The sequence below is a fragment of the Parageobacillus galactosidasius genome, from assembly GCF_002217735.1.
GTDB lineage: Bacteria > Bacillota > Bacilli > Bacillales > Anoxybacillaceae > Parageobacillus_B > Parageobacillus_B toebii.
This window is the reverse complement of record NZ_NDYL01000001.1, coordinates 979235-992603: the sequence shown is the minus strand read 5'-3', so window position 1 is coordinate 992603 and position 13369 is coordinate 979235. Positions and strand designations below refer to the sequence as shown.

Below are 13369 nucleotides of genomic sequence, written 5' to 3'. Positions count from 1 at the left end.
TATAGGAGCAAATTCTTATAACAGTATAATACGAACGGAAATGGAACAATATAAAACATATCCTGTTTGATAAAAAGGTAGTGAACGATATGGGGGCGATGGAGCGAGATGGCTATATATTCGACATCGAATATAGCGTCATTCATCAAAAAGGAGCATTGCACGTATACCGGGATGGAGTGTTGGTTGATGAATTAACATTCACTTTTGCAGGAGAAAAGCCGAACGAACAACAAATCGAAACATTAATTGATGATTATATGGAAAAGCGAGGGATTTATTAACAAAACTGCTGTGGAAAACAGCAGTTTTTTCTTGCCGTTCCTGCCATAACTCCTATATGATGTTAAATAATAGATTTATAAAAAAGGAGGAGAACGATGTACCGAAAAGAACTGTATGTATTTAACGGTGATGTTCCACAAAAAGCAATCATACGAAATTATACAAAAAATGATTTTTCGCAATTAATTCGCGTTCAACAAGAAAGTTTTCCCCCGCCGTTTCCATCAGAATTATGGTGGAATGAGGAGCAGCTCACCAATCATGTTTCACTATTTCCTGAAGGAGCACTCTGTGTGGAAGTAGACGGCCGTGTTGTCGGTTCCATGACGGGATTGCTCGTTCATTTCGACCCGAGACATCCATCACATACGTGGGAAGAAATAACGGATGGCGGCTATATTCGCAACCATCGTCCCGATGGAAACACATTATATGTTGTCGATATTTGCGTCTCCCCTAATTATCGAAAACTTGGGCTTGGAAAATGGCTGATGCAGTCGATGTATGAAGTTGTCGTCCGCTTGAATGTAGACCGTCTTCTTGGCGGAGGGAGAATGCCTGGTTATCATCGGCACGCTGATCGTTTATCAGCAACACAATATCTCGAAAAAGTATTGAAAGGGGAACTAAAGGACCCTGTCATTACATTTTTATTGCGTTGCGGCCGTACACCGCTTCAAGTGATTGAAAACTATTTAGAAGATGAAGAGTCGCTAAATTATGCAGTGCTGATGGAATGGCGCAATCCATTCAAACATCATGGATAATTCAAGAAGGATTTACTTGCTGTCATCGCGAATAAGAAAAGGAAGGATTATGGAAAGGAACGACTTCTAATGCAGCCAATTTTCTATGATAACCCGCTAGCTCCTTTGCTTATTCGCAATTATCTTTTTTCATCTATTCCGGAATACGTTGATCACCTTGTCGTTTTATGCATTGGCAGCAATCGCATTAATGGCGACAGTCTAGGACCGTTTGTCGGAACACTTTTATCCGGTCTTTACCCAAAACATATGACTATTATTGGAAATTTAAAACAACCGGTGGATGCGACGAATATAAAAGAAATTGTAAAGCAATTCCCTGCTTCACCTTCGACATATACGCTAGCGATTGATAGTGTTGTTGGCATTTCCGACTACATTCATACCATTGTCGTCCGTAATGGAGCACTCACTCCAGGTTCTGCACTTGACAAAAACCTTCCCTCTGTCGGCGATATTAGCATTATGGGGGTAATGATGGAAGATTGTGAAGACATTGCGACACTTCCATATACGAATTTACATATCGTTTATCAAATGGCAAAAGCAATCGCTTTAGGAATTTCACTTACCGTACGGCAGCGATTTGGATATGAATCAACATCTTCTATTCTTATAAACAATTAGCGGTGGAATGCATTCCACCGCTAATTGATTTATTCTATATGGAATGTTTGTTTCACAAATGCAACTACTTCTTCCGCTGTGCTCATCGAGAGGACGGTTTCTTTAAAGCGCGCCGCTTCTTCTTTTGATAATTTTTTCATTTGCGAACGTGCGCGCAAAATAGAAGTTGCGCTCATACTAAACTCGTCGAGCCCTAAACCGAGCAAAATCGGAATGGCGATCGCATCGCCTGCCATTTCGCCGCACATTCCAGCCCATTTTCCTTCTTTATGCGCAGCATCAATGACGTTGCTAATAAGGCGCAAAATCGCTGGATTGTACGGTTGGTAAAGATATGAAACGCGTTCGTTCATGCGGTCTGCTGCCATCGTATACTGAATTAAGTCATTGGTGCCAATGCTAAAGAAATCTACTTCTTTGGCAAATTGGTCGGCAAGTACAGCTGCCGCCGGAATTTCCACCATCATGCCGACTTCAATATCGTCAGCCACTGGTACACCCTCGCGCTGCAATTTTTCTTTTTCCTCTAAAAGAATCGCCTTCGCTTGACGGAATTCATCAAGCGTTGCAATCATCGGAAACATGATTTTCAAATTGCCATATACGCTCGCTCTCAACAAAGCGCGAAGCTGCGTGCGGAACATGTCCTGCATTTCTAAGCAAAGACGAATGGCACGGAATCCTAAAAACGGGTTCATTTCTTTTGGAAGATCCAAATATGGAAGCTCTTTATCCCCGCCGATGTCAAGCGTACGAACAACAACAGGTTTTCCTTCCATTCGTTCAAGCACTGTTTTATACGCTTCAAACTGTTCTTCCTCTGTTGGCAGTTCGGAACGGCCCATGTATAAAAATTCCGTGCGGTATAATCCGATTCCTTCGGCTCCGTTTTCGAGTACTCCTTTGACATCATCTGGTGTACCGATGTTAGCAGCTAGTTCCACATGATACCCGTCGCTTGTCACTGTTTTTTCATGTACAAGTTTTGCCCATTCTGCTTTTTGCGCTTCATAGCGAGCGCGTTTTTCTTCATATTGTGCGAGCACCTCATCCGATGGATTGACAATAACCTGTCCATCCAATCCATCGATAATCACAACATCACCATTTTGAACTTCTGCTGTCACTTGTTTCGTACCGACAACAGCTGGAATTTCCATCGATCTCGCCATGATGGCAGAATGGGATGTACGTCCTCCGATATCGGTTGCAAACCCTTTTACGTATTGGCGGTTTAATTGAGCTGTATCGGATGGAGTTAAATCTTCGGCAATAATCACAACTTCTTCGGAAATAAGGCTTGGATTGGAAATCGTAACTCCAAGTAAATGAGCAAGTACACGTTTCGTTACATCGCGAATATCAGCGGCGCGTTCCTTCATATACTCATTATCCATTGCTTCAAACATGGAAATAAACATCGTCGCCGTTTCGTTCAACGCGTATTCCGCGTTCACTTGCTCTGTCTTAATTTTTTCTTTGACTGGATTTAATAATTCTGGATCATTTAATACAAGCAGGTGAGCAGAAAAAATCGCAGCTTTATCTTCCCCTAATTGTTGCAAAGCATGTTGCTTGATGATTTCTAGCTCTTCTGTTGCTTTCGCCACTGCTGCTTCGAAACGTGCAACTTCTGCCTGCGGATCGGAAACAACTTTTTTCTCTACAACAAAATCAGGGGTCTCTAAGCGGTATGCCTTTGCGATGGCAATACCGCTCGATGCAGCAATTCCTTGAATGGTTTTTATCATTATTGTGCAAGACCCTCTTTAGATAATGTTTCCGTTAATGCTGCCATTGCTTCTGCTGCATCTGCCCCTTCCACAGTAATTTTAATCTCAGCGCCTTTTGGAATTCCTAAAGACATAACGCCCATAATCGATTTTAAGTTTACCGTTTTTCCGTTGTATTCTAAATGAATATCGCTGTTGAATTTGCTTGCTGTCTGTACAAGTATAGTTGCTGGACGAGCGTGAATTCCAGATTCTGAAGTTACTGTAAACACTTTTTCAGTCATTGTCGTCATTCCCCTTTTCCTTATTTTTTCGTTTGTCATAATATCAAATAATAGTAACTACATTCAATTAAAAAAATCTTTAATCAGAAAATTCGCCTTGTTAACTAATTTCAACGATGCGATCTTCTCCTTTTGTTACTGCACCTTGCTTTTTGACATGAATACTTTCATTCGGCTGCAAGTTCGTAAAAATAATTGGTGTCACAATAGAAGGAGCATTATTTTTCACATACTCTAAATCAACGCTTAAAATAGGCTGACCTTTTTTCACTTCGTCTCCTTGATTAACATGAGCTTCAAAGCCTTGGCCATTCAATTTGACCGTATCAATACCAAAATGGATTAAAATTTCATGCCCACCAACAGACTCAATACCAATCGCATGTTTTGTCGGGAATACATTCACAATTTTTCCATCAACAGGAGAAACCACTGTTCCGTCTGTTGGCATAATCGCAAAACCGTCACCCATCATTTTTTGTGAAAAGACTTGATCTGGCACTTCAGAAAGTGGAACGATTTCTCCCGAAAGCGGTGAAGCAATTGCCTCCACTTGGGCCGATTCTTTTGTTTCTTGAACCGCTGTTTTTTGCGGCTCTTCCTTCACTCGTGATGGAGCGCGGCCTTCCATAATATCTTTAATTTGTCCTTTTAATATATCGGATTTTGGTCCGAAAATCGCTTGTACATTGTTTCCGACTTCCAAAACGCCCGCTGCGCCTAACGCTTTTAAGCGGTCTTTATCAACTTGTTTAATATCGTTGACCGAAACACGCAAACGTGTAATACACGCGTCTAAATGAGCAATATTTTCTTTACCGCCAAGCGCCGCCAACACTTCATATGGAAGATCGTCCGCTTCTGCTTTTACTGTTGACTCTTCTTCTGTCGCTTTTTCACGTCCTGGTGTTGCTAAATCCCATTTGCGGATCGCAAAGCGGAATCCGAAGTAATAGATGACCGCAAATGCTAATCCGACTGGAATGACAAGCCACCATGCTGTCCGGTTCGGCAATACACCGAATAGCAAGAAGTCAATAACCCCACCGGAGAAAGTCATCCCAATTTTTACATTTAATAAATGCATAACCATAAAGGATAATCCCGCAAAAATCGTATGAATCGCAAATAACGCTGGTGCAACGAATAAAAAGGAAAATTCAATTGGTTCCGTAATCCCTGTTAAAAACGAAGTTAAAGCGGCTGAACCCATAATACCAGCTACCACTTTTTTGTTTTCTGGACGTGCTTCATGATAAATCGCAAGCGCCGCTGCTGGAAGGCCAAACATCATGAATGGGAATTTTCCTGTCATAAATGTTCCCGCTGTTAATGCTACACCATCTTTTAATTGCTCGAAAAAGATTTTTTGGTCGCCACGCACTACTTGTCCGGCCTTATTGACATATTCGCCAAATTCAAACCAGAATGGCGCGTAGAAAATATGATGCAATCCAAACGGAATCAGCGCACGCTCAATAATCCCGAAAATAAGCGCTGCTAATGCCTTATTCGCGTCAATCATATTGTGGGAAAACGCATTTAAACCATGCTGAATCGGCGGCCATACCCATGTCATAACAATTCCAAGCAATACCGCAGATGCCGCTGTAATAATTGGCACAAATCGTTTTCCGGCAAAAAAGCCAAGATACTGCGGCAATTCAATGTTGAAATACTTATTATACATATAAGCAGCCAATATACCGACAATAATACCGCCGAATACGCCAGTTTGTAATGTCGGAATTCCTAATATATTCGCAAATGCCGGATTGTCGCCGACCATATCCGGCGTAACGCCTAATATCACGCTCATGGTGATATTCATAATTAAATAACCAATAATTGCAGCAAGTCCGGCAACCCCGTCACCGCCGGCTAGTCCAATCGCCACCCCAACCGCAAAGAGGAGCGAAAGGTTCGAAAACACAATGCCGCCTGCTTGTTCCATCACATTGGAAACAAGCACGACCCAATCTGCTTTTAAGGCAGGAATTTTATCCGTTAAAGCCGGGTTTTTTAAGGCATTACCAAAAGCAAGCAAAATTCCTGCCGCCGGTAAAATCGCCACTGGCAACATAAGCGCTTTACCGACTTTTTGTAGCGTACCAAATGCTCTTTTCATTTTAATACCCTCCTTTTTCTTTGTATATAAGTTTTGCAACAAACGTTATGTTCATGTACGACAAATAGAAATTGTTTTGCTCTTTTCTTAAAAAAGAACATGCTAGACATCAGACTTGTTGACAACATGCAAATAAAAACGAAAGGCATGAGCAAAGAAGGACAAAAATAGAACGCTTACAACAAGAGGAATAGTGACCCCTCTTGCCTGTCCTATTTTGTCTTCTTTACTCATGCCTGATCGAATCAGTAACACGTAAAGCGAGACAAATTTATTCTATTGTTTCTGTTTCCTTTTTAGCAAGTCTTTGCAGATGCATTGTCAAATAAACCGCTTCTGCGTCGTCTACTGGCATTTGTAACGTTTGTTGCATCACTTTTATTAATTTCCATGCAGTATTATAGCATAGTGGATACGCTTCTTTCAAGATTTTCGACAATTTTTTTGGTTCTTCGACTTTTTCTCCTTTTTTTATGCGTTCAATTGCGTAACGCAAATGACGGACAAACCGCAAATAAGGAATGCTGTTGCGGTCAATCTTGATATTAAGCTGCTGTTCGACAATTTGAATGAGTTTGGTAATTAATTGTGAATGCTGATTTATTTCAGAAAGGCTTTGTTTCGAAATTGCGCTGTGAATATGTAGCGCGATAAACCCAGCTTCTCCTTCCGGAAGCTCGACTCCTAATTTTCGGTTAATCATGTCGACAACTTCACATGCAATTTCATATTCTAGCGGATATAAGCTTTTCGTTTCCACTAAAAACGGATTCTTTAAATCAAGGCCTTGCCTTAATCGCTTTAGCGTAAACGAAATATGATCAGTAAGTGCAACGTGAATATGTTCATTTAACGGAGCGTTGACTCGCTGTTTAATGTGCTGGATTACTTCGTTCATCAGCCCGATAAATTCTTCGTCAAGCTCCGGCAGCAATTTCTTATACTGTTCTTGTTCCCGCTCATTTTTTAAAATGAACCATTTTTCAACGGCACTTTGTTCAATATAATCCCCTTTTTTCTTTCCAAATCCAATCCCTTTTCCGAGCAATACTACTTCATCATACGTTGGATGTGAAGCAATTAACACGTTATTATTCAGCACTTTTTCCACACGAAAGGACTCTGTCACAAAGCCCCACTCCCTTAATAAAACGTTTGCAATATTATCATATTACGCAACGATCTCTCAATCGTCAATGAATAAATATGGATTTTTTCTTAACAACGAAATGTGAGTATATTCATTTTTCTCCCCCTATAATGAAAAGCATGTTACAATTGGGAAGGAAAGGTGGGAACAACATTGATTAAACTGATTGTCAGCGATTTGGACGGAACGCTGCTTGGATTGGATAACCACGTTAAAAAAGAAGATAAACTCGCCATTCAATTAGCAGTGGAACAAGGAATTGATTTTGCAATTGCATCCGGCCGAATGGATAATGAAATTTTAGAAGTGTTGCAAGAATTGGAACAAAAAGCGCATCGTATTAGTCAAAATGGTGCGTTCATTTACACAAAAACGAATTTGCCGCTTCATGCAGCGACTTTTTCCCCGCAGCTAGCGCAACAAATTTATCGACAAGCAAAAGAATTGGAAGCGATTGTACTTGTTTGCAATGAAAATACATATTTTATTGAAGAAACGAACGAAAATACAGCGGAAATAGAAAAACGTCTATTTTATGGGCTATATGAATGTCCAAACATCCTTGATTCCATCGGCAAAGATATTCATCCGTCGAAAATTACTGTATTAGCAGCAAATGAACAAATTGTCGAATTCGAACAAAAAATAACGCGTCAGTTTGGCAATCACATCGATACGTTTATTTCAGAACCGAACTGTCTTGATATTATGCCAAAAAACATTAGCAAAGGAAATGCGGTTCGCACTTTAATGGAACATCTTCGCCTGCAGCCGAATGAAATCGCTTGTTTCGGCGATGCGTTTAACGATACTCCAATGTTTCGTCTAACCCCTTACAGCTTTGCCATGTCTCATGCTCATCCTAATGTAAAAAAAGAAGCACAATATGTGATCAATTCAGTAAGTGAAGGGATACACATGATTCTTAAAAACATTCCTACACCAAATATGATGCAATAAGAGCTGGCTCACTAAAAAACGCCAGCTCTTTTTTCATATTTTTCCCTATTTAGATTCATACTATGAGTAGTCGTGCAAACAGGAGGTTTACTATGCCATATATTGTAGAAGATGGCGTTCGTCTTTACTATGAAGAGATGGGGAGCGGTACACCAATTTTATTCATTCATCCACCTGGAATGGGTCATATCGTTTTCCGTCATCAACAATCTTTATCAAGCCACTTCCGCATCATCATGTATGATATGCGCGGCAATGGGAAAAGCAGTCCGTCGAATCGTCCGATTACGATTCCGCTGCTAGCTGATGATATTTGCCGCTTGCTCAATACACTTCACGTAAAGCAAGCGATTATTTGCGGCTATTCTAACGGTGGATCCATTGCGTTAGAATTTGCCTTACGCTATCCTCATAAAGTAAAAAAGCTCATTTTAATTGGCGGATTCTCTGAAGTATGTACTGCTTTATTGCGTTATGAATTCTTGCTTGGCATTTATGCAGCAAAAATCGGCGCTATTTCTTTACTTGCAAACGTATTAGCCAAATCGCATGAAAAAAATAAAAAAGGACAACAAGAAATAAAACAATATGTGCGATTGGTCAATAAAAAAGATTTAGTAAACATGTACGAAAAAGGGTTAACATATTCCTGTACGGAGCGCCTTCCATTGTTGCGCATGCCAATCCTTCTTATTTATGGCGCCAGAGATTACTATATGCATCCATATGAGAAGCTGTTCAGGAAAAATGTACCCCATGCGAAAATCATCTATATTGAAAACGCACGCCATCAAATTCCAACCAAACATCACTGCGAATTAAACGGGATTTTGAAGACATACTGTATAACGTAAAATGGAAGAAGGGAGGAAAAACAATGTCAAAAAAAGGGCGGCAAAATAAAGTAAGCCAAGAAGTAGCTAACCCAACCGTTTCTAAAGCAGAGGCGGAGATGGCAAAAGATAGTGTTGATACGGCAAAACAAGCGAAAAAAATCGTTCGTGAAAGAACAAAGGAGGCACATCATTCGCCTCCTTCATTTTTGTTACTCCGCCTGTATAGCGGCTTGCTTTCGCATGAAAATCGCCTTTAATAACGGAGGTGCGCATTGCTACAAGAACTACTACACAAAAACAGTAAATAAATCAGGCGACAACAGCTTTGTCTTCAATCCAATTCCAGCAATAATCAGTGTTGCTTCACCACGGGAAACCATTCCGGCGACAACAGAAAGTAAACCATTCCAAGAAAACCTAGCGAATTTTGCTCCCAACGCGGCACCGGCCAGTTTTGTTAATACGGCCAAGCACTTAATCCAATCATTAGCTAAATATGCCAGAGTGCGCCAAAAAATTCGACGGCTCCCACGATAAAAAAATTGACAAAAACAAAAGATAAATTTACGATGATAACAAACTATTTTAGTTACAAAAAGTTAGTTAATTATCCTTTTAAATCGCATAATAAAATGGAGGGAACAACATGGGAAATGCTATTCATACACCCGCAAAAGACTTTTTTACTGTCATTAACGAGCGGCAATCCACACGAAAATACGACCCGAATGTTTCTATAAGTAAGGAAGAATTGCGAGAAATCATTGAATTGGCGGGAAAAGCACCGTCAGCATGGAATTTGCAGCACTGGCATTTTGTTATTATTCATGGAAAAGAAGCGCAACAACGTTTATATCCAATTGCCTATCACCAACAACAAATTGTCGACGCTTCTGCTGTCATTGCCGTATTAGGTGATTTAGAAGCAAATAGAAACACCGATGCAGTATATGATCCGTTAGTAAATGAAGGGGTAATGTCTACAGAAATAAAAGAAAGAATTGCCCAACAAATTGAAGCAGCGTACAAAAATAAAGAATACGTTCGTGACGCAGCATTTAGCAACGCCTCGCTTGCAGCCATGCAGCTTATGCTAGCTGCGACGGCAAAAGGATGGGCAACTTGCCCAATCGGCGGTTTCAACGCTGAACAATTTAAACAAGAATTTCATATTTCTGACCGCTATATTCCAGTTATGCTCATTACAATCGGAAAAAGCATCGCCCCCGCCCGCCGTACAACACGGTTGCCTATTGAAGCAATTACTACTTGGGTAGAACGATAATTCGGACGCCCGCTTTGTTCAGCAGAAATGAAAAAAGATGACCAATGTCGTTTGGTCATCTTTTTTCATAAGCTGGAAAAGACAAATGCACGGTTGTCCCTTTGCCAACTTCGCTCTCTATTTCGATCGTTCCTTTATGTTCCTGCACAATTTTCATGCTTGTTGTTAATCCAAGTCCCATTCCTTTTTCTTTTAATGTAAAAAACGGTTCACCAATTTTTTGAAGCCGTTCTTTGGAAATACCGATACCTGTATCAGAAATCGTAATATGGATTGTTTGATTTTCCTTCCATACCCGCAGATGAATCGTTCCTCCATCCGGCATTGCTTCAATGGAATTTTTCATAATATTAATAAAAACTTGAATGATTTGGTTTTTATCCCCATAAATACATGCTTGTGGTATGTTGTTTTCTAACGATATATAAACATTGTTTAATGTTGCTTCATGTCCAATTAAATTGACCACATATCCAATCACATCGCTAAGAAAAAACGGTTTATAATCATGGCTTTGCGGTTTCGCCAACACTAAAAGCTCACTAACAATTTGATTAATCCGCTCCAATTCACTCAATACAATGTTAATATATGTGTCGTTCACTTGCCGGGTTTCTTGCATGACTTGTATAAACCCCTTCATCGATGTTAATGGGTTGCGAATTTCATGAGCGATCCCTGCGGCAAGTTCTCCTAACACAGATAACTTTTCTTTTTTTAGAAGCAATGCTTCCGCCAGCTTTTGCTGGGTAATATCGCGGCCAATCGTTAGCAATCCTTTTCGTGCTCCGTTTTCCTCAAAAAGCGGAACTTTAATGACATCAAATGTTTTGGTTTCACCATCAGGAGTTTGAAATGATTCTTCACTGCGAGTTAATGTTCCTTTTTCCCAAGTTTTTTTATCCGATTCGATACAGCCTTGAAATGCCTCTTTAAAAAACGGAACGATTTCACCAAGTTCGCGATCTGTTTTCCCTTTATACTCCACGTTCTCTAAATGGTAAAGCCGTCGTCCAAAATCGTTTACGCGCAGCCAACGGCCTTCACTATCCTTAAAACAAACAAAATCAGGCATAGAGTTAATCAACGTAGAAAGCTGTTGCTCATTCTCTGCCGTTTTTTGCAACTGTTCGCTCTTTTTTAACATCTTATAAAGAAAAATAGCAGAAAGAAGAATAAAAACTCCGCCTTTTGCCGTACTAATCATTAAATACATATCGCGGTGAAAATGAAAGAAATGAAGTATGATATCGGTTACTATAATCCAACATACGCTAAATAATAAATAAAACATAATAATCTTCGATTTTGTGAACACGCATCATCGAACTCCTAACTTGCGGAATCATATTGAAAAAGCGGCGAAGCTAAAAAGAGCCCCACCGCCTTCTCATCCGCTGTGGTTTTACTATAATCATTTACATTTCGTGCACCCAATATAACAATTTATTTACAAGCATTTCTACATGTTCTTTTGGAACTGCTTTTGTCAATGATGATACTAACCGTTCTTTTAATGTTTCTGTTTCTTCTTCATAGCGGATCAAAAACGACCACTCAAGATCAGGAATGGCTACCACAATATATTCTTCTTTTTTATTTTCGTAAATGTAAACATTTATGGGCGTCCGTTCATCGAATAATACTGCTTTGCGAATTTTCATCTTGATACCCCATCCTTTATAGCATCTTACATTTCGTATATTTTAACAAATCAATGTCCACCGTTCAATTCAAATCGGTTTATAATTTTTCTTAGAAATGGATATTTATGCTTATTATTAAACAAAAGATGAACTTGATAATTATGTAAATTTTACTCAGCATAAATCATCTTTCTCGTCATTCCACCGTCAATGACAATATTTGCCCCTGTAATAAAATCATTTTCATCATCACACAAATAAAGACAAGCGCGCGCAATGTCTTCCGGCTTGCCGACACGCCCAGCTGGATGCTGCGTATGATCGATTTCCCGCAACTGTTCATAATCCCCTGTTTCAATCCATCCTGGACTGATGGCATTCACACGAATACGATCATCGGCAAGCGAAACGGCTAAAGCATGAGTCAACGATAAAATTCCGCCTTTCGACGCGGCGTATGCTTCCGAATTCGGCTCAGACATAAGCGCCCTTGTTGAAGCAATGTTTACAATCGCTCCGCCTGTTTTATTTTTGCGCATATATTTCGCGGCTTCACGTGATCCAAAAAAGACGCTTCGCAAGTTTGTATTCAGCACATCATCCCATTCTTCCACCGTTAACTCATATGGAGATTTCCATCTTGACACACCCGCATTATTAATTAAATAATGCAAACAACCATACGTTTCAAACGTTACTTTCATAAGGCGCGCTATTTCATCTATTTTTCGAACATCGGTTGGAACAAAACGAGTTTCGAGTCCTTTTTCCCTCAACGCTAAAGCGAGTTTCTCTCCTGCTTCTTCCGCAATATCAGCAATCACGACATTCGCTCCTTTTTCCGCAAACATCGTAACAATGGACTTTCCAATTCCATTTGCTCCTCCAGTTACGATAACCACTTTTCTTGAAAAATTCATCGTTTTTCAGCCTTTCTCTTCGTTTTTTTCTAACAAAAGTATACCATCAAAACTGTTTATAGTTATCTATTTTCTTCATCAAAAAAAGACCGCAGCAACATAGCGGTCTTTTTGGATGTTTACCGATATGGAACATAAGGAGCTGAGAAAAATGGACTGTATGGCGCCGCTCCACCGTAGTAAGGAGCTGGTGTATAATACGCTGTCGGCCCTGGCATTATTGGACCGCACATAGGAAATGGAACGGTTGGAGCCATCCCTGCGACCGGAAACATTGGAGACGGTGCAAACGTTCCTTGAGTCAGCATTGTCATTGGTGCAACAGAATCAGGATCTTCACTCATTGGATCTGTATCCCCCATCGTCGGGTTCGGTGCATTTTCCATCCCAAGCGGCATCGTTTGTGGTGCCATATCCGGGCCATCAAAACCGTCATCTGCAAACGATGGCATTGGCATTGCTTCTGCCATCGGATACGGACAGCACCAGGTCACAGGAGGACAGCCGCACATTGATGGAAAAGGATAGACAGCAATTGGCATTGGTGCAACAGGCATTTGCGCAGCAGGCATTTGTACAGGTGGCATTGGCACATTCTCCATTGGTGCAGCTGGCATTTGTACATTTTGCGGTGCATTGTTTTCTGGCCACTGCATGTTGTTCTCTACTCTTTCTTCTTCATTATGATTATGGTCCTGTTCATAAAAAAATGGATCATCCTTATACGAATTCCAGTGACTCATATTCC

At 40.3% G+C, this 13369-nt stretch carries 16 protein-coding genes; 8 read left to right on the top strand and 8 right to left on the bottom strand.

Features of this window, described 5'->3' with window-relative positions:
• Positions 1-89: 89 nt before the first annotated feature.
• The 3 genes from B9L23_RS05275 to yyaC all read left to right on the top strand — a co-directional run bounded on the left by B9L23_RS05275 (position 90) and on the right by yyaC (position 1679).
• Positions 90-284 (top strand): YbxH family protein, encoded by a 195-nt coding sequence (locus B9L23_RS05275; protein ID WP_062677478.1) that lies wholly within the window; start codon positions 90-92, stop codon positions 282-284.
• A gap of 96 nt (positions 285-380) precedes the next feature.
• Positions 381-1052, top strand: a complete 672-nt coding sequence (locus B9L23_RS05270; RefSeq protein ID WP_062753581.1) for a GNAT family N-acetyltransferase — start codon at positions 381-383, stop codon at positions 1050-1052.
• A gap of 69 nt (positions 1053-1121) precedes the next feature.
• On the top strand, positions 1122-1679 hold the full coding sequence (gene yyaC, locus B9L23_RS05265) for a spore protease YyaC (RefSeq protein ID WP_015863259.1): 558 nt from the start codon (positions 1122-1124) through the stop codon (positions 1677-1679).
• Positions 1680-1708: 29 nt separating this feature from the next.
• Here the strand turns inward: yyaC and ptsP are convergent, their stop codons facing one another.
• From ptsP to glcT, 4 genes are all read right to left on the bottom strand, one after another.
• Positions 1709-3430, bottom strand: a complete 1722-nt coding sequence (gene ptsP / locus B9L23_RS05260) for a phosphoenolpyruvate--protein phosphotransferase (protein WP_015863258.1) — start codon at positions 3428-3430, stop codon at positions 1709-1711.
• A complete protein-coding gene (locus tag B9L23_RS05255) occupies positions 3430-3696 on the bottom strand; it encodes a phosphocarrier protein HPr (RefSeq protein WP_041269604.1) in 267 nt (88 codons plus the stop codon). The genes ptsP and B9L23_RS05255 overlap by 1 nt, the downstream gene beginning before the upstream one ends.
• Positions 3697-3796: 100 nt before the next feature.
• Positions 3797-5824: a glucose-specific PTS transporter subunit IIBC gene (gene ptsG, locus B9L23_RS05250; protein ID WP_081189163.1), complete on the bottom strand. Its 2028-nt coding sequence runs from the start codon at positions 5822-5824 to the stop codon at positions 3797-3799.
• A 271-nt stretch (positions 5825-6095) separates the two neighbouring features.
• Positions 6096-6953, bottom strand: a complete 858-nt coding sequence (glcT, locus tag B9L23_RS05245) for a glucose PTS transporter transcription antiterminator GlcT (RefSeq protein ID WP_081189162.1) — start codon at positions 6951-6953, stop codon at positions 6096-6098.
• A gap of 174 nt (positions 6954-7127) precedes the next feature.
• Between glcT and B9L23_RS05240 the strand changes: the two genes are divergently transcribed.
• The 5 genes from B9L23_RS05240 to B9L23_RS05220 all read left to right on the top strand — a co-directional run bounded on the left by B9L23_RS05240 (position 7128) and on the right by B9L23_RS05220 (position 10055).
• Positions 7128-7934 (top strand): Cof-type HAD-IIB family hydrolase, encoded by an 807-nt coding sequence (locus B9L23_RS05240; protein ID WP_081189161.1) that lies wholly within the window; start codon positions 7128-7130, stop codon positions 7932-7934.
• A 92-nt stretch (positions 7935-8026) separates the two neighbouring features.
• A complete protein-coding gene (locus B9L23_RS05235; RefSeq protein WP_081189160.1) occupies positions 8027-8788 on the top strand; it encodes an alpha/beta fold hydrolase in 762 nt (253 codons plus the stop codon).
• 23 nt (positions 8789-8811) lie between these two features.
• Positions 8812-9027: a hypothetical protein gene (locus B9L23_RS05230; protein WP_089097000.1), complete on the top strand. Its 216-nt coding sequence runs from the start codon at positions 8812-8814 to the stop codon at positions 9025-9027.
• Positions 9011-9307, top strand: coding sequence for a hypothetical protein (locus B9L23_RS19880; RefSeq protein ID WP_141103837.1), 297 nt, complete (start codon positions 9011-9013; stop codon positions 9305-9307). Before B9L23_RS05230 ends, B9L23_RS19880 begins: the two co-directional genes overlap by 17 nt.
• 109 nt (positions 9308-9416) lie before the next feature.
• The gene (locus B9L23_RS05220; protein ID WP_015863251.1) at positions 9417-10055 is read left to right on the top strand and encodes a nitroreductase family protein; all 639 of its coding nucleotides are present in this window, start codon (positions 9417-9419) and stop codon (positions 10053-10055) included.
• Between the two features lie 55 nt (positions 10056-10110).
• Here the strand turns inward: B9L23_RS05220 and B9L23_RS05215 are convergent, their stop codons facing one another.
• The 4 genes from B9L23_RS05215 to B9L23_RS05200 all read right to left on the bottom strand — a co-directional run bounded on the left by B9L23_RS05215 (position 10111) and on the right by B9L23_RS05200 (position 13364).
• Entirely contained in the window at positions 10111-11373 is a 1263-nt protein-coding gene (locus tag B9L23_RS05215) for an ATP-binding protein (protein ID WP_089096999.1), read from the bottom strand.
• Between the two features lie 100 nt (positions 11374-11473).
• Positions 11474-11719: a YueH family protein gene (locus B9L23_RS05210; protein WP_062677461.1), complete on the bottom strand. Its 246-nt coding sequence runs from the start codon at positions 11717-11719 to the stop codon at positions 11474-11476.
• Positions 11720-11871: 152 nt separating this feature from the next.
• On the bottom strand, positions 11872-12621 hold the full coding sequence (locus tag B9L23_RS05205; protein ID WP_062677462.1) for a glucose 1-dehydrogenase: 750 nt from the start codon (positions 12619-12621) through the stop codon (positions 11872-11874).
• 119 nt (positions 12622-12740) lie between these two features.
• Complete coding sequence (locus B9L23_RS05200) at positions 12741-13364, bottom strand: hypothetical protein (RefSeq protein ID WP_062677463.1); 624 nt, start codon at positions 13362-13364, stop codon at positions 12741-12743.
• Between the last annotated feature and the right edge of the window lie 5 nt (positions 13365-13369).